Origin of the sequence: Lactiplantibacillus fabifermentans DSM 21115, from assembly GCF_000498955.2 — a bacterium.
Lineage (GTDB): Bacteria > Bacillota > Bacilli > Lactobacillales > Lactobacillaceae > Lactiplantibacillus > Lactiplantibacillus fabifermentans.
Genome location: NZ_AYGX02000104.1, coordinates 12,879 through 36,726, shown reverse-complemented (window position 1 = coordinate 36,726; position 23,848 = coordinate 12,879). Strand labels below are relative to the sequence as shown.

Here is a 23,848-nt window from a genome sequence, read left to right as displayed (position 1 = left end):
GTTATGCTGAACAATTTGTCCAAAAATTCGGATTAAATTTGCAATCTACCAAATAAAGACAAATTTTTAAAATTAGTAGTGCTTTTTAATACAAACTAAAAAAGCTTGAATGCCGTTAAATCAACGTTTAACAAGATTCAAGCTTCATCTAGTTCACCTAATTATGCCCCAGGCAGGATTCGAACCTGTACATTGTTGCCAATACAACGACCTGAACGTTGCGCGTCTGCCAGTTCCGCCACTGGGGCAAAGTTGTTATTCAACAACACCGTTAATTATAGCGAAAAGTGGCCCAAAAATAAACCTTTTTCTATATTTATGCAATTTTTTGCACGAAATTTGCAAAAGGCGGTTGGCAGGACGGCAAAGAGGTGTATACTAGTCTTTGTTGACAAATTAATATTTGTGATGGCGGTATTGGCGAAGTGGTTAACGCACCGGATTGTGGCTCCGGCACGCGTGGGTTCGATTCCCACATACCGCCCTAAGCATCAATAAGACGAAAGCATCCAAGTTAAACTTGGGTGCTTTTTTTTGCGAAAGACCGTTTATTTGTCGCTACGGGAGCGCTATACTGATTAGCGTATTATAAATAATTTAATATTTGGAGATGGGGAAATGCGGGGAAAAAAGGTCTGGTTAGTGGGACTACTAGTATTACTTGGATTGGCTTTAGGAACGAGTACGAGTTTAACAGCGAGTGCAAAGTATGCAGGTCATAGTGCCACGCCAACAGAATTACGGGGAACTTGGTACCAATATCGCGGCAAAAATAAATGGACTAAGATGGTTATTAGTAAGCAGGCCGTTAAGTATAATGGCAAAACGTTATATACACCGAAAAAGAAGTCTTGGCATCAACTTTATGTGAGAAAGTTCAATAAAGGTACTGGTGGCAGCAAAGGCATTAAGGGTTATGGTGGGGCCAACTATATTTTTAACGATAAATTCCAATATGATGCTCAAATCATGGGGAGTTTTTGGCTGTCAGCACAAAAAGTCAAAGGTAAACGGGTGATGAAGTCATATTACAATATGGGCTATTTCGAAGTTTATACGCGACAAAAAGTTAAGCATAATTACAGTTATCAATATAATGGCAGTCAGTATTTGAATAAGATTGGCCGCTAAATTAAACATACTAAGATAAAAGTCTTCGAACGTCAACGTTCACTCTTGCTAGCAATTGTACGGCACGTCTAAAACACAACAAGTCCCGGTCATAAATAGTGGCCGGGACTTGTTGTGTTTAAAATTGAAATCAGTCAGTTTAGCTGGAGGTCAGCAGTAATAGAAGTGAGGTGAGAGACCATGTCTTTTGGGCTCGAGCCGGTCGCCACGGCAACTGGAATTAGTGCTGACCGGAAGCGGCAAGTATCAGTAGTCGATAGTTAGTCTTAGGATGTTTTGTGAGGTCGAATATTTTTATTCCACGCTTTAATCGAGTTGTTTCGTCGTAATATGGCCATTTAAATAAACAAAGTAACTCCCCAATAAATGGCCGCGCCCACCATCTTTTTGCCGACTATACACATCGACTTGGTAATAATGATGACCATCACCGTCAATGTTTACGGTGGGGACTGCATGATAGACTTGCTTAGTTGGCTGATTCAAGACTTGTTTGACCGCGGCGGCCGCAAAGTTTGGACCGGTGATGTGATCATTGTCGGCTTGATACTGCTGACCGGTGGCCTTTTCAGCACTGGCATCTTGGGCTTTAGCCGCGGCGGCCGCGGCACTTTGCCGATTGGCCGCGGCGACGCGATTGGCCTGTTGCGTTGAAACTGATGGTTCAGCTTTACTGGTGCACCCACTTAAAATGAGTGCTAAGCCGGCCAAAATTAACCCAATGCGTTTTAACACAAAACCAGCTCCTTTTATTTCGTGGTACTACTTTCTTGAGCTAACGTCGGGTAGGGGGCGGTTTTAATAATCCGATAGTCGGCCTTGACCATAATGCCAATACCGGCTAATAGCACTAAGGTGATAATTAGTTTTTTCATCACTAAGCCTCACTTCCAATTAGGCACCCAAATGACGCGGGCAATTTGTTCTGGAATGACACTAATTTTGGCCCCTACATCGGAACCAGCTTCAACTTCGATCACGTAACTGATTGGGCCAGCTTCAATGGCAATAATCGAGCCACGTTGGCCATCAATCGTATCAACCAAACTATACATTGGAATTTGGTCATTCGCAATTTGCATTTCATATAAAGTAAATTGTAAGAAGTATGATTTTTTGCCGGTCTTGATTTGTAACGGCGTATCAATCGAACCGTAGTCGGGTAGGGCCCGATTTTGCGCATTCGGGTCGGTCATGTATTGCATTTCATCCACGGCATCGATGGCCATCTTCCATTCACCACCAGTTAAGTTCGTCTTAGAAGACAAAGTCAAAACGGAGTTGGCGTAAATATCGATGACGTTGAACGCTTCGTTCACTTGCTTTTTCGGCAAATAACCGATGACGTAACCATGTTCAGCCACCTTCAGCTCGACACGGACAGACCGGTCGGCCCCGTCGACTTCTTCGACTAACTGGATTTCACCGATGTTGGCATCGGCATCGACGCGGTACTTTTTAGCATATAAGTAATCCGCTTTAAGCCCGCCTTCGTCATAGTCGTCGTACGGTTTAAAGTAACCCCGCCGACTCGCATCCGCCAAGGCCGCTTCGAATTCCTTTTGGTAATAATCTAATCCGACGACATATGACCGGAAAATCGCCCGCGAATTCGCATTAATCCGGCGGTTTTGTGGTACCCGCACCGGATGCGGGGTGCCTTTACGCAAGCGGTCTTTAAAGCCGTCGTTTTGCGTTTGCAACTTGGTAATCAAAATATCTTGTTGTTGCTTGGCCAACGTTTGCTTGACGAGGCGGGTTCGAATCGACTTGAGCAAATCGGCTTGTTTATTGGCCGCTTGGCGTTGATGATGATTATGAATGAGAACCGCAATCAAGATGATTAGCAAAATAACGCTAATCGCAATGCTGGCGGCCAAATAGGTTAAGACTTTCATTAAGTATCACTCCAGAAGAATTGCATGTTAGTTTAATTATAGTAGAGTCCCGCCGTCAGCGCCAATTTTACTAATCAAACTTGTCAGTGACTAGGTCGGTGGGGTATGATGGTTCATAAATGACTTGAAAGTTATCGCAATTATTTAAGAAACGGCGGCGAACATAGTGCAGTGGATCTTAAAAGTCTACCGACGATATCGATATTTTTGGAAATACGCCATTTTTGGCTTTATGGCCGCACTCGTTAATGTGCTGGCCTTTTGGGTCTTACATTCAGTCTTATTTGAACATTACTTGTTTTCGAACACGATTGCTTGGGTGCTGGCCACTTTGTTTAGCTTTTTTGCCAATAAAGCGGTCGTTTTCCGTTCTAAGTCGAAAAACTTTTGGCATTGGTGTCGTGAATTCGCGGGTTTTATGGTGACGCGCGGGCTCTCGTATTTTTTTGACACTTTTATTATGTTTGTCGGCATTTCCATGTTAATGTGGGGCCCGATGATCGTCAAAATTTTAGACCAAGTCTTAGTCGGCATTTTCAACTATGGCACGTCGCGACTCATCTTCATGGAACAAAATCAAAAGATGCGGTTACGCCGTAATATTATGAAACGACTGAGTAACCATAATTAAAGCGTTGGGCAAATCGGCCCAGCGCTATTTTTTTGCTGCAATTAGAACCAGCGTCCCATTAATAAGTAGTGGAGGCTAAAGCCACAAATCGTCGTTAAAATTAGTCCACCAATCATCAACCCTAATAATTGCGGGGTGAGGCGACTTTCTTGTTTGCGCGCGAAGGCGACTTCAATCAAGCCAATCGTACTAATTCCTAAGACGGCTTTGAGCGTGGTGAGTAGCCAGGCACCACTGAAAGTTTTGGTGCTGAGATAGACCCCGCTAATAATAATTAGCAGGTAGCCTAAGCGACTTAAAATCAAGTAGCGGTTGGCCGCTTTAATGGAGTGGCGGGTCAAACCGGCGATTACCATTAAAATCAACCACCCCCAACTGACTAAATGAACTATTAACATCATTCAAAAAACGCCTCCGATTTACGTTCATGTCTAATTTTAGCATGAAAGCGTGTCACGGCGGCGTTAAGTTTTTATTTTGTTGGTGTTAAATTCTTTTGTTGCACGTAATTAACGAGTTCGATAATCGTTTTAAACCGGTTGAACGGTGTGACTAAGTGAACGCCATTGAAGTGCTCACAAATGCCATCGATTAACTCTTTGGCAATCTGAATGCCGACCGCGCGTTCGTTGCCATCTAGTTCGGCTTGGGCCATGCGGTCGCGGACGGATCGGGGTAAGCGAATGCCGTGGACTTCGTGATGTAAAAATTCGGCGTTGCGCTTGGAAACTAACGGCATCACGCCGACGAAAACGGGAATGTCGAGGTGATTGTCGGCTAACGCGGTCGCTAACGCTTGGACGTTGGCTAGGTCAAAAACAGGTTGGGTAATCAAATAGTCGCAACCATAACTGATTTTGCGTTCAATCGACTTGGTCGAAACGGTCGTGCGATAGGCGTTCGGATTAAAAGCACCGGCCACCCGAAAGTCAGTCGCTTGTTTGAGTGATTTTCCAGTGGGGCCGATGCCGCTGTTGAACTGTTTGATGAGTTTCATCAATTCAACGGAGCGGACATCACCGACCGAAGTTGCGCCGGGAAAGTCGCCCAGTTTGGCCGGGTCACCGGTCACGGCTAAAATATCTTCGATACCCAAACTGTGCAGACCCATGATTTCTGATTGCAAGCCAATCAGATTATGGTCGCGGGTCGTTAAATGCACGATGGGCGTAATCCCATAGCTTAATTTCAGTTGGGCCGCAATCGTTGCATTAGCGATGCGCACGGTCGCCAGCGAATTATCGGACAACGTGATACCATCAACTCCGGCGGCTTTGAGGCGTTGGGCCCCTTTGAAGAACTTATCGGTAGCAAAGTCTTTCGGCGGGTCGAGTTCGACTAACGCCGTTTTTTGCGTGGCAACTTTTTGCAAAAACAAATGTTGGCCATTGGCGGGGGCTAACGACGGCGCGGCCGGATGATACCCGTGACTAACATGGGGAACGACGCTGCGACTGGCTAAGCCGCGAACTAAGGCGGCCGTGTGCAACGGTGTCGTCCCACAACAACCACCAATGAGGTTCAAGCCGAGTTGGCGGAAGCGTTCGGCATATTCTTCGAAGTAACTTGGTTCGCCGTCATAAACGACTTGCCCATCTTGGTCAGTGCCGGGTAAGCCCGAATTGGGATAAACGGCGAGTTTGACCGTGGCGGGAATCGCTAAGTTTTCAAATGACTGGGCTAAATAATACGGTCCTAAGCGACAGTTGGTCCCAACGACATCGGCCCCCGCAGCGGCGAGTTGAATGATGGCATCGGCAAACGTCGTGCCATCGCGCAAGACGCCGGGCGCTAACATGGAAACGTTGGTGATGACCGGCAACGTCGTGTGGGCCTTGACTACTTTGAGCGCCGCCAGCAGTTCCGGTAAATCATAGTAGGTTTCTAATAAAATCCCATCTAATTGTCCCGTTGCTAATAGGGCTGTCAGTTGTTCGGTCAGACTCGCCGTGATTTCCGCCGGGGTGGCCCGTTGAATATCTTGGTCGGTATCACCGGCTAAGCCGCCAATGGTACCGAGAATATAAACCGGATGGTCGGCCGCTTGGCGCGCCTTAACAGCTAAATGCACCGCGGCGGTATTAATGGCAGTGACTTGGTCTTGCAAGTCATAGCGGGCGAGCTTAAGTCGGTTAGCAGCATAAGTGTTGGTCTGAATCACGTCGGCGCCCGCATTTATATACGATTGATGGACCCGTAAGATGGTGTCAGGATGGGTTAAGTTTAAATTTTCAAAAGCAGAGGCAATGCCGTAGTTACCATACAGTAATGTCCCCATGGCACCATCCGCGACTAATACGCGTTGCTTTAAAGCTGTTCGTAAATCCATAACCACCACCTCCTAATGTGCGGGAGTGCTTAATTGTTGTGCCACTGCGTCACGCGCGGCGACCATGTTTTTCAAAGCCGCCAGCGTTTCAGGTTCCTGGCGTGTCTTTAATCCACAATCCGGGTTAATCCAAAATTGGCGCGCATCAATGACCCGTAAAGCCCGGGTAATGTTTGCTTGGATTTCGGCCACACTCGGAACGCGGGGACTGTGAATATCGTAGACTCCGAGGCCGATTTCTTTATCGTAGCCGTTTTGTTCAAACGCGCTAATAATTTCACCATGGCTTCGCGAGGTTTCAATAGAAATAACGTCGGCGTCTAGTGCTTTAATGGTGTCGATAATGTCACTGAAGTTCGAGTAGCACATATGCGTGTGAATCTGCGTGTCATTTTTAACGCCGGTCGTGGTGATTTTAAACGAATAGACCGCTTCGTCTAAATAGGCTTGCCAATGCCGTTGCTTGAGGGGGAGACCTTCGCGCAGAGCTGGTTCGTCGACTTGGATGATTTTAATGCCAGCTTGTTCCAAATTTTGAACTTCTTGGCGTAAGGCGAGGGCGATTTGGTTTTGCACTTGCGCCTTAGGAATGTCGTCACGGACGAAGCTCCAGTTAATAATCGTCAATGGCGCCGTCAACATGCCTTTAACCGGCTTAGCCGTCAAGCTTTGCGCATAGACCGATTCAGCCACGGTGATGGGTTCGGTGTAAGCGACATCGCCAAAAATAACCGGTGGCCGCACGCCGCGGGAGCCATAGGATTGGACCCAGCCGTTTTGGGTGGCGTAAAAACCGGTCAATTTTTGACCGAAGTATTCGACCATGTCGGTCCGTTCAAATTCCCCGTGAACTAGCACATCCAAGCCGAGTTTGTTTTGTAAGTCAATCCACCGCTTGGTCTCGGCGTGTAAGAACGCTTGATAGTCGGTATCACTGAGATTGCCTTTGCGCCAAGCGGCCCGTTTAGCACGGACTAGCTTACTTTGTGGGAAACTCCCAATCGTGGTGGTTGGCAATAATGGTAAATGTAACCGGTCGTGTTGTAACTTGATGCGAGTGGCAAAGGGGGCTTGGCGTTCGAAAGTTTGTTGTGGCAACTGAACTTCGGCAGCCCGCACGGCTTGATTGTTACGATGACTCGATTGATTCAAGGCCGCTAAGTTGGCAGCATTGCGGTCAAATTCAGCTTGGATGGCACTGATCCCATCATTGGCCGCGGTCGTTAGTGTGTGCAATTCTTGTAATTTTTGGTCGGCAAAGGCTAAGCCACCGAGTAATACGGGATCCGCGTCAGTTTCATTGTTAGTGGTGATGGGAACGTGCAATAAGGAGTTAGCCGGTTGTAGCCAGAGGGGCCGGTCCGCCCCAACGATTGCTTGTAATTGTTGGACTAACGCGAACTTTTGTTGCAAGTCGCTGGCCCAGACATTGTGGCCGTCAATAATGCCAGCCGCTAAAATCTTATCTGCCGGGAACCCACTTTGTTGTAAGTGAGCTAAGTTTTCACCGTGATCGTGAACTAAGTCTAAGCCGAGTGCTTGAACTGGCCACGTCACAATTTCATCGTATAAGTCTAAACTGTCAAAGTAGGTTTGTAATTCGATGTTGAGGGTTGGCACGGCTTCATGTAACGCAATCAACGCATGATGATAGGGGGCTAATTCGGCTGGGTCAGTGGTTTTTACGAGCGTTGGTTCGTCAATCTGGACCCACTTGGCGCCCGCTTGAGCGAGTTCAGCAAAAACTTGAACGTATAATGGTAGTAATTTTGGTAATAACTCACTGACGGCCACGTCATCTAAGTATTGGCCGTGGCGTTTGCCGAGCTTTAAGAAAGAAACGGGGCCTAAAATAACGGGCTTGCCGTCGATACCCAGTTCGGTTTTAGCTTCTTGGTAATAACGCAACCACCGATTGTCCAATAATTGGAAGTCCACATCGTCAAATTCAGGGACGATATAGTGGTAATTAATATTGAACCATTTTGTCATTTCAGCGGCCACGGCCGTTTTAGTACCGCGCGCAATCGCATAATAGTTATCCAGATTCAAAGCGTGGTCGAAGTGGCCGAAGCGGGTCGGGACGGCGCCGAAAGCGGCTAACGTATCAAGGACGTGGTCGTAGTCCGAATTATCACCAACGGGAATCAAATCCACGCCTAAACGTTGTTGCTTGGCTAAGTTGGCTAAGCGCAACGTTTTCGCTTGCGCATGGAATTCACTGGCGGTCAATTGCTGGCGCCAATAATGTTCCAATAAATGTTTCCATTCGCGATGTTCGCCTAACCGGGGGTACCCTAAATTACTACTGATAACTGTCATATTTGCCCACTCCTTTAATAGTTTCATACATATCAACGTAAAAAAACGGCAACTTCGTCTTTAAAAGGACGAAGTTGCCGTTCGTGGTACCACCTTAGTTTACCAATACCTCACGATATTGATCTTATCCCGTACGTTTCATACGGTAGCTGGTTAACAGTAGCTGACTGTCATCACCTGGCGTAAGCTCAGTGGTGCCGTTTAGAGGCCATTTTTCAGTTAAGTCCACTCGGATCTGGTTTACACTGTTCCAGACTCACTGTCCCGGTGACGAAACTTACTTTCCTCATCAATACGTTCTGCATTTATTAGGTTGAGTAAAAAATACCACCAATTTTAAGAAAGCTCAAATTGAATTTTAATAAAAGGGTCGTTTTGCTCATTTGATATTAACTTTTTAATTTAATTCTTGGTTGCTAATCCTTGATACGACTGACTTCTTCATCAAAGGCAGTGTCAGCTACATTTTTGAAAAAAGTATCTTTATTTTCAGGGTAACGGGGGACAACCACGCGACTGTCCAAAATAAATAATCAATGCATTCAATTATTAGGATTAAAGTGACCGGCCGCGGCGATTTAAACTGGCTCATGGATAGACGGGGTGGACTTCTCCGATTGGACATATTTGGTTGGTCGCGCGAGAAAGGTGGGGTCACTGACCACTTAGTTATGAGTCGTTGTACGGTAACTGTGACCACAGGTTCATAGTTTCATCACAATTTTTTCGGATTATGTTTATTGAATTGAACAAAGTTATTGATAGGATACTTAATGAGCCCACTAGCAAGGACAACTTATTAAAAATAATAGTTTAGGATGATCGCAAATGACGCAAAACTTTTTTCAACGACTTTTCGGCAAAAAAGCCGATAAGCAAGCTGTCTTAATTTTAGGCAGTGGTCGTTCGGGGACTTCCGTAATGACCAGATGTATCAACTTAATGGGAATTTCCCTCGGTACTGATAATTTATTGGCACCAAGCAAGAAAATCAACCCGAAAGGTTATTTTGAGAATAAGGACGTCATTGATATTCATAAGTCCTTAGGTGGCAAGATTCGTTACCGGCCGGCATTTAAAGACTATTATGATAGTCCCAAGGTGAAAAAAGATCGCCAAGCCTTGACCGATTACTTACAAAAATTCTTCACGGATGAACAATATTTAGCGATTAAGGATCCGCGGATGAACGATTATATTGAATTGTGGCAACACGTTTTAGCGGATGTCGACGTCAAGCCCGCCGAAATCATCTTATTACGTAATCCCATGGATGTTGTCAGTTCCAATGCCCGCGCTTGGCACCGCGACACAACCTTGGCGATGCGCCAATGGCAAGTCCGGACGTTCTTGTCGTTACGTGATACGAAAGACCATCCCCGCATTATTGTGACGTATGAAGATTTATTCAATGATACGTTAACGACTTTAAAGCGGATTGCCACTAAATTTGACCTACCTTGGACCCACGATGAAGACGCCTTACAAGCTAAAATCGATGACTTTATTGATCCAAACTTACAAAAGAGTGACAGTGGTGAAACTTTAAGTGATTTTGAAGCCCGGGACGATGTGGCGCCGGATGTTAAAGCCTTGTACTTACTTGGCATGCAAGCGGCCCACGATGAAACGTTCTTCGAATCGGCTGAATTCCAACAAAAAATTGAAAAAATGGCCGATGACTACTTAGCCGACTACGGGTCGTTATATCGTGATTTCAACGCGAAAATCGACAATCAAACCTATTACGTCTTTGGTCGCGATCAAGCGTTGATCAATCAAGTGAATGATTTGTTAGCCACGAGCCAAGTAGTTATGACCGATGATAAAACCAATGAAATGCACCAAGTGGCCCAAGAGATTAGCCAACGGTTAGCTAGTCGGACGGCCACCTTAGCAACGTACACCAAAGACTATCAATTGGTGGAAGCTAAAGAAGACCTCAACAACTACTTACGGCGCAATGCGAAACGTGAAGCGCGCTGGGGGGTTGGCGACAAAGTCTTTAGCACGATTCCCGAAATGGTGGCGGCCGTCAGTGATGAGATTGGCGCTGACACGCACAATATCGTGTTAGCCGAAGACTTCACCGCAATTACCGATGAAAATCAACAAAAAATCGTGATTCGCCAATTTTTCCGCGTGATTAAAGCGGTTGAAGAACGCCCTTATTTAGTGTTACTCGACCATGAATTGACGAGTGCAACTACTAAACAAACCTTAGCTGAATTTGTCGTGGCCAGTGAAGCTGATGAAGTCGAACCCGTGGATACGACGGCGGATGAAGCCTTTAACTTAAAACGGCCATTAGATTGGACCGAAGTGGCGGCAACCTTAACGGATTTAGCCCGGCAAGCGAGCGCTGATGCTAAGGCCCAAGCGCAATTGAACCATTTTGTGAATGTTAATTTTGACGAAATTTTAAAATAGATAATAGATAGGTGATTAATAAATGGAAACTGTATATGGTATTACCCCGCATGGTGGCAAATTAGTAAACTTAGAAGACTTTAGTGACGCGGCCATGGCCGCTGCTAAACAATTACCCGCATTAGAAATCAATGCCTGGAATCTTTCCGATTTGGAACTGATTGCGATTGGTGGCTTTAGCCCATTAACCGGGTTCATGACGAGTGACGACTATCATTCTGTTGTGAAAAACATGCATTTAAAGAATGGGGTTATTTGGAGTGTGCCAATTACGTTGCCAGTGAGTGCTGACGTGGCTGCTCGCTTGGAATTGAACAAAGAAATCGCTTTGACTAAAGATGGTCAAATTTATGGGACGATGGTCGTGGAAGACAAATACACACCAGATAAAGATTTAGAAGCCCAAAACGTTTATGGCACGACTGAATTAGCCCATCCCGGGGTTAAACGGTTATTCGAAAACGGTGACGTTTATTTAGGTGGGAGCGTTAAAATGCTCCAACCATTGTCACACGGCGACTTCAGTGACTACTACATGAAGCCGATCGAAACGCGCAAAATGTTCCATGATCTCGGTTGGTCAACCATCGTCGGCTTCCAAACCCGGAATCCTATTCATCGCGCCCATGAATACATTCAAAAATTAGCAATGGAAAATGTCGATGGCTTATTGTTGAACCCGCTCGTTGGCGAAACGAAGGCCGATGATATTCCCGCTGATGTCCGGATGGAAAGTTACAAGACCATCATCAAATATTACTATCCTAAAGACCGCGTCCGCTTGGTGATCTATCCCGCGGCGATGCGGTATGCCGGGCCTAAAGAAGCCATCTTGCATGCGATTGTTCGTAAAAACTACGGTTGTACCGACTTTATCGTTGGTCGTGACCATGCCGGGGTTGGTGACTACTACGGCACATATGAAGCCCAAGAATTGATTGCGTCGGTCGAAGACGAAATGGGCATGCATTTCTTCAAATTTGATAATTCATTTTATTGCCAAAAGTGTGGCTCAATGGCCACCCAAAAGACTTGCCCACACGGTGCCGACGACCATATCTCACTCAGTGGGACCAAAGTTCGCGGTATGTTGGCTGACGGGGTTGTCCCACCAAAGGAAGTTTCTCGTCCCGAAGTGGCCAAAGTCTTAATTGAAGGTTTAAAGAAAAAACGCGAAGCGGAGGCCTAACAATGACAAAATCCGATAATATCACTTGGCAAAACTCAAAAGTCGACAAGGATCAACGGCAACAGTTATTAGGGCACAAGAGCGCGGTCTTATGGTTTACCGGGCTATCCGGTTCTGGTAAATCAACCATCGCTAACGAAGTTGAAAAACGGTTATATGAAAACCAAATTACGAGCTACGTTTTAGACGGTGACAATGTCCGCTTCGGGCTGAACAGTAACTTAGGTTTCTCAGCCGAAGACCGTCAAGAAAATATTCGCCGCATTGGTGAAGTTTCGAAGCTCTTCGTCGATGCGGGCGTCATCACGTTGACCGCGTTTATTTCGCCTTATCGTGAAGACCGTGACAATGTTCGTAAGTTATTAGCCACCGATGAATTCATCGAAATCTTTGTGGATACGCCGATTGAAGTTTGTGAAGACCGCGATGTCAAACAATTGTATGCCAAAGCGCGGCGTGGTGAAATCAAAGGCTTTACTGGGATTGACGCGCCCTATGAAGCGCCAGACAAACCAGAAATTACGGTTGATACATCGAAACAACCGTTAGCCACTTCCGTCGATCAAATCATGGCTTATTTAAATGAACATGATTATATCAATGTTGAGACGGCCGATGAAGTCTAATGCCGTTTTAGATGCCATCGTTAGTAGCATTGAAAAAATGGACCGCATCTTTGTTTATCGCCATACGAATCCCGACCCCGATGCGATTGGGACCCAGTATGGGTTAGTGCAAGGCTTGCAGACGAGTTTTCCTAGTAAAACAATCATTACCATGGATGCGGTGCCCACACCGCTAGCTTGGATTGGTCAAAGTGATACGACAGTGACGCCCACGGCCGACGATTTAATTGTCGTAGTCGATTGTGCCAACCATCAACGGATTGCGGGGGCCATCCCGACGGACGCGTTCGTCATTAAGATTGACCATCATCCGAATAATGATCCGTTTGGCCAGTTGAATTGGGTCGATGAAACGTACAGTAGTTGTGCCGAAATGATTTATGACTTGTTTGCCAGCCACCCGCAGCAGCTGACCTTAAAAACGGCCGCGGCGACGAGTTTGTATGCCGGGATTATCGGCGATACGATTCGGTTCTCCACCCCGGAAACGACGGCGCGGACGTTACAAATCGCTGCCAACTTAGCGGCCTTGGGTGTTGACGTGACGGCGGTCAGTCATCATGAAATGGACCTCAATCCGGGGTTGAGCAAGCTGTGCGGCTATGTTTTAAGTCAATTAACGGTTGATGATCACGGCCTTGGTTATTTGATTTTGACGCAAAAAGTTTTGAGTGGCTTTGGATTAGCGTATGGCGAAGAAGATGCCGTCGTTTCCTTACCCGGGAGTTTGACTAACGTGAACGTCTGGCTGTTTTTCATTGAAACGCCCGATGGTAAATTCCGCGTGCATTTCCGTTCCAAAGCGTTACCAATTAATGCGATTGCTAAAGAGTTTAACGGTGGCGGCCATCCCTTGGCCAGTGGGGCGTTTGTCCCCGACTTAACGGCCGTTAAACAAGTTTTGCAGCGGATGCAAGCTTACATGAACGATTAACTAGCCTAATAATGACAAAACCATTCGAGTCCCAGGTGACAAAAAATACCGGGTTTGAATGGTTTTTGCCGGTAATTTAACCGTAAATAAAGTATGCTATAGCTAAACAAAAATATAATAATATTTGGGAGGTTCGCTAATAGATGCGAAAAAAAGGTTGGATTATCACTGCAATTCTCGTGGTATTAATTGCAGGTGGTAGTGCCTATGGTTGGTACCAGCATAGTACGACGACCACGACTTCCGGCACGACGTCTTCAAAAGTACGTTCAGCGGCGGCGGTAAAAAAAGATATTAATACCCGCTTAGTGCAAACGGAAATTAAGAAACAGTCGAGTGAAAATAAAACAATTAATGCGGCGGTTAATAATAGTAAATATACAATTAACAATATGTATACGAAAGTTAACCCGTATGGTATTTCCCCATTGACCGCGCTAGTTATTTTCCACACCGACCAAGCGGCTAAAGTCAGTTACACGGTTGTCGGGAAGAGTAGTAAGACGTCGATTTCGAATACGACGGATACCACTTATTCCAAAAACCACAAGTTACAAGTGCTCGGGTTATATGCCAACTACAACAATACGGTCAAGATTAAGGTGACCTATAAGAATGGGACCACCACGACCAAGACCGTCAAGTTGCAGACGGCCAAGTTACCATCTTCATTAACTAGTATTAAGATCAATGTTAAGAAAGCTAATAAACAAAAGATGGTCATGGGCAGTGGCAATTCGAAGTTGACGTTTATGGTGCGGACCACGATTTCTGGTAGCAACCAAGCCAAGAACTTCACCTTCGGGTTGGATGCCGACGGGGCCATTCGTTGGTATACGACGAAACCAACGTCGCACATTTTCAAGCAATTGAATAATGGGCATTTATTGATCTGGACAAAATCGAAAAACAGTAATTCGTACTTTAACGAGTTAGTGGAAATGGACTACACCGGTAAGATTTATCGGACGTATAAGTTTAACCACAAGGCTTGGGGTAAGGCGAAGGGCTCGAAGAAACAAAATCATAACCAAGTCCATCATGATGTGACCGAATTGCCAAACGGGGACTTGATTGCCACCGTCTCCGATGATGGTCGAACTTATGTTGAAGATACGATGATTGTAATCTCACACAAGACTGGGAAAATCATCAAAGTGATCAACATGAAGAACATCATGCCGAAGAAATTCTACACCCAATACAGCGCTACGAAGTCAAGTAAGTATATGGGTAAACGCGACTGGTTCCATGAAAACTCGATTTATTATGATAAGTCAGATAAGAGTTTGATTATTTCTAGTCGGAACCAAAACATGGTCATGAAGCTCGATTACAAGACTGAAAAGATTAAGTGGATCTTATCAAGTAAGAAAGCTTCCGCTTGGCCGAAGTCGTACCGCAAGTATTTATTAAAAGCTAAAGGTAAGATTTCATGGCCAGGTGGGCAACATGCGGCCATCGTTGATCCGTCGACGTTGAAGAATAAGAATTCGTTGAATTTATTAGTCTTTAACAATAATGTCGCGGTTGGTTCAACCAAATCTTCATTAGAAAAATCCTCTGGTAAGTATTCTGAAGGGGTCGAATATCATATCAATGAAAAGACGAAGACTATCTCACAAGTGGGGGCCTACGGGAAATCACTTGGTAAGAAGAACTTCGCTAATATTATTGGGTCGAACCGTTATTTGAGTTCCACGAACCGTTTGATCGACTTTGGTTGGTTAAACAATGGGAAGTCCGCTAATATTATTGAATATGATACGAAGACGAAAAAAGAAGTTTATAACGTGCAACTCAATAACCTCGGCAGTGGCGGTTACGTCTACCGGGCCGAACGGTTCTCGCTATATCCAACGAAACATGCTTACGGTATTAATGAATAATTAATGACGCAATGACGAGAGTGTGCCAACAGGCGGTTAGTTTGCGAGCACTAACGTGGAAGCGGCAATTATGTCCGGACTTTGGGCATGGTTGCCGCTTCCGGGTTAAGCGGAACAAACTGCCTGTTGGCGCACGTTTCGACAATAAAAAATGAAAAAAACTAAATTGGTGCCTGATGAAAGTTAGCTTTCATCAGGCACCAATTTTTGAGTTAATCTTAGTATCTTTACATAAGAAATTCATATTAATGAACATAACGTTAACCGGTTTAACTAATTTAGCGGCGTGCCGCCAAAGTTCGGCCTAGCTTTAATTCATATTTTCTTCATAAATCGCCTAAATATGATGATTAATTGTCGAATAATTTCACACCATGTCGTAATTTCGTTCACAAAACTAGGCTACAATGTTAATCATGTTGAACGAACGACGGTGTTCGAACTGCCGGCCCACTACCCGGTTCAACACAAACTAATGCAGTATTGGAGCGAACACTATGACCTTGAACATCGCAATTGTCCTGATTACATTACTAGTTTCATTCGTCTTAATGGCGCTTGAAGTGACGACGCCTAACGCCGTGATTCTCTGTGCGTTAGCCTTCTTGATGTTTGTCGGCATCTTGTCACCAACCGACGCACTATCTGGTTTCGCCAACGACGGCTTGGCCACGATTGCCCTCATGTATATTATTGCTTATGCGATTTCGAAGAGTAACTTTATTACACGGTTGTTCAATCGAATTTTAGGGGATGGCAAACACGAAAAGCGCTCGTTATTCAAATTATTAGCGAGTGTTAGTGTCATTTCGCCTTTCATGAACAATACGCCGATCGTTTCAACATTAACGCCGATGATTCAACGCTGGACTAAGAAAAAAGGCTTGCCAGTCTCTAAATTTTTAATTCCTTTATCATACGCGACCATTTTAGCCGGCTTGTTGACAGTCTTAGGAACGTCGACCAACTTAGTGGCGCAAGGTTTACTGTCGAAATATGGCTTGAAACAATTCGGTACGTTTGATTTGGCGATTGTCGGGATTCCCATCACCATCGTGGGGTTGATTTATTTACTGACGATTGGGTATCACAATTTGCCAACTTATTATGGGAGTTCGGTCGATGATGTCGAAGCGGAACCGGATGACTATTTAATTGAAATGTCGGTTGGACCAGACTTTGAGTTTTTGAACCAAACCGTCGCTGATGCCAAGTTGCGCAATTTGCCCAACTCTTATTTAGTGGCGATTAACCGCGACGGCCAAGCCATTGTGCCGGTGACGGGGAGTACGGATTTACGACTCGGCGACCGGTTGTACTTTACCGGGACGGTCGACTGTATTAGCGACCTCGTTCAAATTCCGGGCTTGATTCCTAGTACCGAAAAAATCAATATGGCTGATATTACGAATGAACGTGCGCGTTTAGTGGAATTGACGATTCCCGATTCTTCACGGCTCGTCAATCAAACTGTCAAATCGACGCAATTTCGCGATGTCTACGGTAGCGTAATCGTGGCGATTCACCGTAACTCAGTTAAGCTCCAAGGCCAAATCGGTCGGATTCGCTTAAAGGGTGGCGATAACTTAGTTGCCATCACGAATAATGAACCTGAAGAAATGGATAAAATTAAAGAACTGCACGTGTTTAATTCGCAAACGATGTCGAGCAATAAACGCACGTATAAAGACTTCTTGCCAATCGTCTTATTAGTGGCAACAATTCTCGTGTCCACATTAGGCGTGATTGACTTATTCGTCGGTCTAGCGGCCAGTTGTGTCGTCTTGTTTTTGACCAAATGTGTCAGCATCGACGATATCGTCCGGGCTGTCGACATGAACGTCTTGTTTTTAGTAGCTAGTAGTTATGCGTTGGGGACGGCGATGTCCAATGTCGGGGCGGATAAATTTATTGCGAAGTCGTTAATGTCGATTGCGGGGGATGCCTCACCAATCGTCTACATGTTCTTAGTTTATTTTATGACCAACTTCTTAACGGCCATTTTGTCGAATGCGGCGGCGCTATCGCTGATGTTTCCAATCGTGGTCTCGGCAGCCAAGTTGCAAGATTTGCCGGTGATGATGTTAGTCATGCTGATTACGATTGCAGCCACGGCCGACTTTTCCACGCCAATTGGCTACCAGACGAACTTAATTGTGTACGGTCCCGGTCATTACAAATTCACGGATTATTTTAAGGTCGGAATTCCACTGAACTTAATTTGTATGGTGATTTGTGTGTTCGTGACGTATTACTATTACATGGTCCTATAACGATAAATTTGCGATCACCCATGCTGGTGGTCGTTTTTTTAGCGAAACGAATAATGTGACTTGACGGCGCGTTAAATTCAAGGTATTATAGTTCGCATACGAACACTAGGAGGTGTCGAGATGATTGATCCCCAAACGACGATTTTGTTTCGGGTGCGTGGGCTGTCGCTAGCTATTGATAAGTATGCCAAACACTCGAGCCCGTTATTTCAAAAACAGCCGATGTCGAAACTACAAGGCATTGCCGCTGGTTTCTTATTTCAACATCGTGATCAAGAAGTGTACCAACGCGATTTGGAAGCCGCGCTAGGCGTTAGTAAGTCGACGGTCAGTGGGCTCGTCAAACGGATGGAAAAAAATGGCGTCATCGTCACGGCTCCCGGTGCGGACGTCCGTTATAAACGTTTGCTATTGACTAAAGAATCCATTCGCCAAATGACGGTCGTCGATGCGGCCGCGCAAAAGATGGAGGCAGATTTAAAAGTCGGGATTAGTGACGCTGACTTAGCGACATTTTTTAACGTCTTGGAACAGATTAAGAAAAACACGGAATAAGTGTTTTTTTAGCATTATAGTTCGCACGCGAACATTAAAGGAAGAAGGAAAACCATGTTTAAATTACTCAAACGTTTGAATGGCCGCGAATACGGCATGATTGGGATTAGTTTGGTCTTTATTGTGGCGCAAGTCTGGTTGGAACTGAGTATTCCAGGCTATATGTCCACGATTACGACGAAACTAGAGACTGCCGGCACGACGGTTAGCGATGTTTTACAACCGGGTTTGATGATGATTCTATACTCCGTTTTGAGTGTCATCGCCGCCGTCATCACGGGATATTTTGTCGCTAAGATTGCCGGGGGCTTCACAGCCCGGTTGCGCCAGGACGTCTTTAATCAAGTGATGGATTATTCAACACAAGATATTAAAAAGTTTTCCGTGGCCAGTTTATTGACGCGGACGACGAATGATTTGACACAAATTCAACAATTCGTCGCCATGGGCTTACAAGTCATCATTAAAGCACCGATTACGGCGGTGTGGGCCATTTATATGATTGCTGGGAAAGGCTGGCAATGGACCACGGCTACCGCCGTAGCGGTCGTAATTTTATGCGTGATGTTAACGTTTATTTTGACGAGTGTGCAACCAAAGTTCAAAGCCGTGCAAAGTTTGACGGACCGTTTAAACTTAGTGACCCAAGAAAACTTGACCGGGATTCGCGTGGTCCATGCGTTTAACGCTGAAGGGTACCAAAATGATAAGTTGAAGCAAGCCAATGATGATTTAACCACGACGAACAAGTTCGCCTACCGGGTATTAGCGTTAATGAATCCGGGGATGAGTTTGATTTCAAGTGGCTTGACGTTGGCGGTTTATACGATTGGGGCAGTGATTATTAATGCCGCTGCCGGGGCCCAACGGTTGACGCTTTTTAGTAACATGGTTGTCTTTTCGTCATATGCGATGCAAGTCATCATGGGATTTTTGTTGTTATCCATCATCTTTATCTTGTTACCACGGGTGACGGTTTCGGCGAGTCGGGTCAATGAAGTCTTAGCCATTCAGCCTAGCGTGAAAAATCCGGATACAACGGCGACGACCCCAACTACCACTGGGACGTTAGAATTTAAAGATGTCAGCTTTAGCTATCCCGGCGCCGACCAACCGGCCTTGTCACACTTGTCGTTTAAGGCAACGGCGGGTCAGACAGTGGCGTTGATCGGGTCGACTGGGAGCGGGAAGAGTACCGCGTTAAACTTGATTCCGCGGCTATATGACGCGACGAGTGGACAGGTCTTATTAGATGGCGTCAATGTGCGTCAATACGCGGCTAACGATTTAAATGATCGGTTAGGCTATATCCCACAAAAAGCGGTGCTCTTTAGTGGCACGATTCAGAGTAATTTAGACTTTGGTCAAGCGCCCCATAAATCATCGCCATTAACGGCAGCGGACGCGAATGCCGCCTTGAGCATTGCCCAGTCAAAAGATTTCGTGGATGCCGAACCTGAACAACTGGCCGCACCGGTTGCCCAACACGGGGATAACTTCTCGGGTGGTCAAAAACAACGGTTAGCCATGGCCCGCGCGATTGCCCGTCAACCAGAAATCTTGTTGTTCGATGATTCATTCTCCGCACTGGATTATGAAACGGATCGTAAACTGCGGGAAGCCTTAGCAACCCAAGCGGCGCAAACGACTAAGATTATCGTCGCCCAACGGATTAGTACCGTGTTAGACGCGGATGAAATTATCGTTTTAGATGAAGGAAAAGTAGTCGGTCAAGGGACGCATCAAGATTTGATTAAAACGAATCCGGTTTACCAAGAAATTGCTTATTCACAATTATCAAAGGAGGAGCTCGCCAATGCCTAAAACAGTAAAAAATAGTGTCCTCAAAGCCGGTTTACTCAGCAACGGCCGCGAGTATCTCGGGCCAGTCTTAATTGCCGCCATCTTCGCGATTGGTGGGAGTATCGGTTCAATCATTGGCCCTAGTCAGTTAAGCAAAATTACTAACTTAATTACGGCCGGCATCCGCAGTAATATTGATGTCAGCCAAGTATTGCAAATTACGACCGTGTTAGCGATTATTTACGCGGTCGGAGCGTTAATGTCATATGGGCAAGGTTGGATTATGGCAACGGTCACCCAGAACTTTACGCAAAAATTGCGGAATCAAATTAGTCATAAAATTAACGAATTACCGCTACGCTACTTCGATACGCATAATGAAGGGGATACGTTAAGCCGCGTCACTAATGACCTGGATACGATGGGGCAATCGTTGAACCAAAGTCTTGGTACGTTGATTTCAGCGGTGACTTTGCTGATTGGCTGCGTGGTGATGATGACGATTACGAATGGTCTCTTGAGCTTGACGGCCATTTTGTCCGTATTACTCGGATTTATCTTAACCATGGTAATCATGGCGAAGTCCCAACGCTTCTTCACGGCGCAACAAAATCGCTTAGCGGATGTTTCGAGTTACACCGAAGAAATGTATGCCGGCCAGACCGTCGTCCAAACGACCAATAACACGGCGACCGTCAAAGCTAACTTTGAAAAGTTAAACAACCATTTATACGACGCGGTGTGGAAGTCGCAATTTATGTCAGGCATCATGCAACCGTTGATGACGTTTATTGGTAACTTCGGTTACGTGATGGTCTGCATCGTCGGGGCCGTTATGATGTTGCACAATCAGATCAGTATGGGGACGATTGTCGCTTTCATGATTTATGTGCGGCTGTTCTCACAACCGTTATCCCAAATCGCGCAAGCTTTTTCGAGTTTGCAAACGGCGCAAGCAGCGATGCAACGGGTCTTTGGTTTCTTAGCCGAACCGAGTGAAACGGATGAAGCGGTCACCGATTCTTTAGACCAAGCCCAAGGTGCAGTTGACTTTGAACACGTTCAATTCGGTTACACGCCCGAAAAACAAATTATTAAGGATTTCACGGTGCAAGCTAAACCGGGCCAAAAGATTGCGATTGTTGGGCCGACGGGTTCCGGTAAAACGACAACCGTCAATTTATTGATGCGCTTTTATGCGATGAATGCCGGGACAATTAAGATTGACGGTCACGATATTAATCAGCTGAGTCGTGCGCAAGTCCGCGAACAGTTTGACATGGTTCTACAGGATGCTTGGCTATTTGAAGACACGATTCGCAATAATTTGATTTATAATCAAACGGCGGTCACTGATGAACAGCTCGACCAAGCCATCGAAGCAGTCGGGTTAACGCATTTTATCAAGACCTTGCCACAAGGGTTAGATACTGTCTTAAACGATGCCGTGAGCTTATCAGCGGGGCAAAAGCAACTATTAACGATCGCGCGGGCCTTAATCCGCAATGCGCCGATGTTAATCTTAGATGAAGCTACGAGTTCAGTCGATACGCGAACTGAAGAACAATTACAACAAGCAATGGATAAGCTGATGCAAGGGCGGACCTCGTTTGTGATTGCCCATCGGTTATCGACGATTAAAAATGCCGACGTGATTTTGGTCGTCAAAGACGGCGAAATTATTGAACGTGGGAATCATGATGCCTTAATGGCGGCCAACGGGTTTTACGCACAGATGTACAACAGTCAATTTACGGCCTAGCAGGTTAGCCGTTGGATTGCCGCCGTTGACCGACCGTAATTCCTTCGTCCTGGGACCGGTCCAAGCCTGAGGAACGTCTTGAACCGATCTTTTGAGCCTGAAAACCAAGTCTCAAAAGACGTCCGTGATGTAAACGGGCAAAAAACGTCCGTTAACGCCACTCTCAGGACGGTTCCATTACGGTCAACCAACTGCTAAATTCAGTTCAGTTTCAAAACAGTAAGTGTATGAAATTGTGATTGAATATTCTCAATGGTGGTTGCACTATTTGGGTTGGACGCTATTGCTGCAAAATTACGCAACTAAACGCGACGGATAATTCTTAAGACTTATTTTCGAAGCAGCTCAGGATATTGATAGGCTTCGCATCAGCATCACGATCAGGTCTCGTTAATCGCTACATTAAGCAATGTTGCGATTGAATTAAGCGAGTTTTTAACTGACAAATAATCAGTTAGAAATTCGCTTTTTTAGTGGGTTAAATAGGACAAATTGCGGTTATAAATAAATTTATAATGATTTGAAGCAAAACACTAGTATTGCGTTCGTAAACTTGCTATACTAGCAAAGTTTGCTTAGGAACTGTTGACTTAGAAAACGGTTTCTTTGCAGCCATGTCAATTATGAAGGGAGCGTAACGAATGAACGATTTAACTAAGGGGAAGCCATTAAAACTAATATTTTGGTTCACAATTCCACTGCTAATCGGTAATATTTTTCAGCAATTTTATAGTCTTTCAGATACGTTGATTGTCGGTCAGACGCTAGGTGTTAAGGCGTTGGCGGCGGTTGGGTCGACGGGGAGTGTCCAGTTTTTAATTATTGGGTTCGCCCAAGGGTTGACGGCCGGGTTGTCGATATTGACGGCCCAGCATTACGGGGCTAAAGACTATAAAGGCGTGCGACGTAGTTTTGCCATTAGTATTGTGGTCAGTTTAATTGTTGGGATTATCTTAACGATTATTTCACTGATTTTTGTCGACCATATTTTATTAATTATGCAGACACCCACAGACATTATTAATGATGCGCGGATTTTCTTGCAAATCATGTTAGGCGGGATGTTAGCGCCAATTGCTTTCAACTTGTTATCTAATATCATTCGCGCGCTCGGGGATAGTCGAACACCGCTATGGTTTTTGATTATTAGTTCATTAATTAATATTGGTCTTGAATTACTGTTTATTTTAGGATTTCACTGGGGCATCGCGGGAGCCGGTTGGGCGACGATTTTGGCGCAACTAATTGCGTCGTTGATGTGTGTGGTCTATATCGTAGTCAAAGTACCAATTTTGCACATTGGTCGTCGGCATTTTAAATTGAAAATGGCTGAGGTTAAGGCGCACTTGCGCGTCGGTTTACCGATGGCGTTTCAAATGTCGATTATTGCGATTGGCACCATCGTCTTACAAGCAGCGTTAAATAGCTTAGGGACGAATTCAGTGGCCGCCACGACCGCTGCGCAAAAGATTGACCAATTGGCCACGCAACCGTTGATGTCATTTGGCGTTACGATGGCGACTTTTGCCGCGCAAAACTATGGTGCCCATCAATATGAACGGATTATCACCGGGGTTAAACAAACCATGTGGTTATCAGGTAGCTTTAGTGTGGCCGCCGGGATTATTGAAATCATCTGGGGTAAACAACTCGTTGGACTCTTTGTTGGTCATCAAGATGTGGCCGTTTTGAATTTATCACAAACGTACTTCAATATTATTGGGAGTACTTATATTTTACTTTCAATGTTATTTATAATGCGCAACACGTTGCAAGGTCTGGGACGCAGTGCCGTGCCAACGATTGCCGGGGCGGCCGAATTATTCATGCGGGTCTTCGCCGCTTTGATCTTAGTGCGGTTACTCGCTTATCCGGGCGCCTGCATGTCCGAACCGCTGGCCTGGTTAGGGTCATGTGCGGTCCTATTACCGGCATACATCGGCGCCGTCCGTGGTTTGCGGCAACAAGCTCATGATGAACGCCGCCGACCTAAAAACGTGCAACCAGCGTTAGAAACCGTCGCAAAAGACGAAATTTAGCTTGCAACTCAGACAGTTATTTGATAATATTTGTTAT

The 23,848-nt window shown here is 45.4% G+C and carries 18 protein-coding genes and 2 tRNA genes; 13 read left to right on the top strand and 7 right to left on the bottom strand.

Annotated elements, in window-relative coordinates; all coding sequences use genetic code 11:
• Positions 1-164: 164 nt before the first annotated feature.
• Positions 165-248: transfer RNA gene (locus DY78_RS09780), tRNA-Leu, on the bottom strand.
• A 163-nt stretch (positions 249-411) separates the two neighbouring features.
• Here DY78_RS09780 and DY78_RS09775 point away from each other — a divergent pair.
• Both DY78_RS09775 and DY78_RS09770 read left to right on the top strand, forming a co-directional pair.
• A tRNA-His gene (locus tag DY78_RS09775) sits at positions 412-484 on the top strand.
• A 134-nt stretch (positions 485-618) separates the two neighbouring features.
• Positions 619-1,131 carry a hypothetical protein gene (locus tag DY78_RS09770; protein WP_024624234.1) on the top strand — a complete coding sequence of 171 codons (513 nt, stop codon included), beginning with the start codon at positions 619-621 and terminating at the stop codon, positions 1,129-1,131.
• A 306-nt stretch (positions 1,132-1,437) separates the two neighbouring features.
• Here the strand turns inward: DY78_RS09770 and DY78_RS09765 are convergent, their stop codons facing one another.
• From DY78_RS09765 to DY78_RS09760, 3 genes are read right to left on the bottom strand one after another with little or no spacing between them, the layout of a single operon-like run.
• Positions 1,438-1,866, bottom strand: a complete 429-nt coding sequence (locus tag DY78_RS09765) for a hypothetical protein (RefSeq protein WP_024624233.1) — start codon at positions 1,864-1,866, stop codon at positions 1,438-1,440.
• Positions 1,867-1,880: 14 nt separating this feature from the next.
• Positions 1,881-2,006, bottom strand: a complete 126-nt coding sequence (locus DY78_RS16800; RefSeq protein WP_268872503.1) for a hypothetical protein — start codon at positions 2,004-2,006, stop codon at positions 1,881-1,883.
• Between the two features lie 9 nt (positions 2,007-2,015).
• Positions 2,016-3,029 (bottom strand): hypothetical protein, encoded by a 1,014-nt coding sequence (locus DY78_RS09760; RefSeq protein ID WP_024624232.1) that lies wholly within the window; start codon positions 3,027-3,029, stop codon positions 2,016-2,018.
• A gap of 166 nt (positions 3,030-3,195) precedes the next feature.
• Here DY78_RS09760 and DY78_RS09755 point away from each other — a divergent pair, with 166 nt between their 5' ends.
• The gene (locus tag DY78_RS09755; RefSeq protein WP_024624231.1) at positions 3,196-3,660 is read left to right on the top strand and encodes a GtrA family protein; all 465 of its coding nucleotides are present in this window, start codon (positions 3,196-3,198) and stop codon (positions 3,658-3,660) included.
• A gap of 41 nt (positions 3,661-3,701) precedes the next feature.
• On the opposite strand, the gene DY78_RS09750 is transcribed toward DY78_RS09755, so the two are convergent.
• The 3 genes from DY78_RS09750 to metE all read right to left on the bottom strand — a co-directional run bounded on the left by DY78_RS09750 (position 3,702) and on the right by metE (position 8,311).
• The gene (locus DY78_RS09750; protein ID WP_024624230.1) at positions 3,702-4,061 is read right to left on the bottom strand and encodes a DUF1516 family protein; all 360 of its coding nucleotides are present in this window, start codon (positions 4,059-4,061) and stop codon (positions 3,702-3,704) included.
• 71 nt (positions 4,062-4,132) lie between these two features.
• Entirely contained in the window at positions 4,133-5,989 is a 1,857-nt protein-coding gene (locus DY78_RS09745) for a bifunctional homocysteine S-methyltransferase/methylenetetrahydrofolate reductase (protein WP_024624229.1), read from the bottom strand.
• Positions 5,990-6,001: 12 nt separating this feature from the next.
• Positions 6,002-8,311 (bottom strand): 5-methyltetrahydropteroyltriglutamate--homocysteine S-methyltransferase, encoded by a 2,310-nt coding sequence (gene metE, locus DY78_RS09740; RefSeq protein WP_024624228.1) that lies wholly within the window; start codon positions 8,309-8,311, stop codon positions 6,002-6,004.
• Between the two features lie 828 nt (positions 8,312-9,139).
• Between metE and DY78_RS09735 the strand changes: the two genes are divergently transcribed.
• From DY78_RS09735 to DY78_RS09690, 10 genes are all read left to right on the top strand, one after another.
• Positions 9,140-10,741 carry a sulfotransferase family protein gene (locus tag DY78_RS09735; RefSeq protein WP_024624227.1) on the top strand — a complete coding sequence of 534 codons (1,602 nt, stop codon included), beginning with the start codon at positions 9,140-9,142 and terminating at the stop codon, positions 10,739-10,741.
• Positions 10,742-10,763: 22 nt separating this feature from the next.
• Complete coding sequence (sat, locus tag DY78_RS09730; RefSeq protein WP_024624226.1) at positions 10,764-11,930, top strand: sulfate adenylyltransferase; 1,167 nt, start codon at positions 10,764-10,766, stop codon at positions 11,928-11,930.
• A 2-nt stretch (positions 11,931-11,932) separates the two neighbouring features.
• Positions 11,933-12,556 carry an adenylyl-sulfate kinase gene (gene cysC / locus DY78_RS09725; RefSeq protein ID WP_024624225.1) on the top strand — a complete coding sequence of 208 codons (624 nt, stop codon included), beginning with the start codon at positions 11,933-11,935 and terminating at the stop codon, positions 12,554-12,556.
• A complete protein-coding gene (locus DY78_RS09720; RefSeq protein ID WP_024624224.1) occupies positions 12,546-13,490 on the top strand; it encodes a DHH family phosphoesterase in 945 nt (314 codons plus the stop codon). The genes cysC and DY78_RS09720 overlap by 11 nt, the downstream gene beginning before the upstream one ends.
• Positions 13,491-13,633: 143 nt before the next feature.
• Entirely contained in the window at positions 13,634-15,379 is a 1,746-nt protein-coding gene (locus tag DY78_RS09715; protein ID WP_024624223.1) for an aryl-sulfate sulfotransferase, read from the top strand.
• Positions 15,380-15,876: 497 nt separating this feature from the next.
• Positions 15,877-17,652 (top strand): SLC13 family permease, encoded by a 1,776-nt coding sequence (locus DY78_RS09710; RefSeq protein ID WP_024624222.1) that lies wholly within the window; start codon positions 15,877-15,879, stop codon positions 17,650-17,652.
• Positions 17,653-17,772: 120 nt separating this feature from the next.
• Entirely contained in the window at positions 17,773-18,207 is a 435-nt protein-coding gene (locus tag DY78_RS09705; protein WP_024624221.1) for a MarR family winged helix-turn-helix transcriptional regulator, read from the top strand.
• A gap of 54 nt (positions 18,208-18,261) precedes the next feature.
• Positions 18,262-20,031, top strand: coding sequence for an ABC transporter ATP-binding protein (locus tag DY78_RS09700; RefSeq protein WP_024624220.1), 1,770 nt, complete (start codon positions 18,262-18,264; stop codon positions 20,029-20,031).
• Positions 20,024-21,772, top strand: a complete 1,749-nt coding sequence (locus tag DY78_RS09695; RefSeq protein ID WP_024624219.1) for an ABC transporter ATP-binding protein — start codon at positions 20,024-20,026, stop codon at positions 21,770-21,772. The genes DY78_RS09700 and DY78_RS09695 overlap by 8 nt, the downstream gene beginning before the upstream one ends.
• A gap of 641 nt (positions 21,773-22,413) precedes the next feature.
• On the top strand, positions 22,414-23,811 hold the full coding sequence (locus DY78_RS09690; RefSeq protein ID WP_024624218.1) for an MATE family efflux transporter: 1,398 nt from the start codon (positions 22,414-22,416) through the stop codon (positions 23,809-23,811).
• The last annotated feature ends 37 nt before the right edge of the window (positions 23,812-23,848 follow it).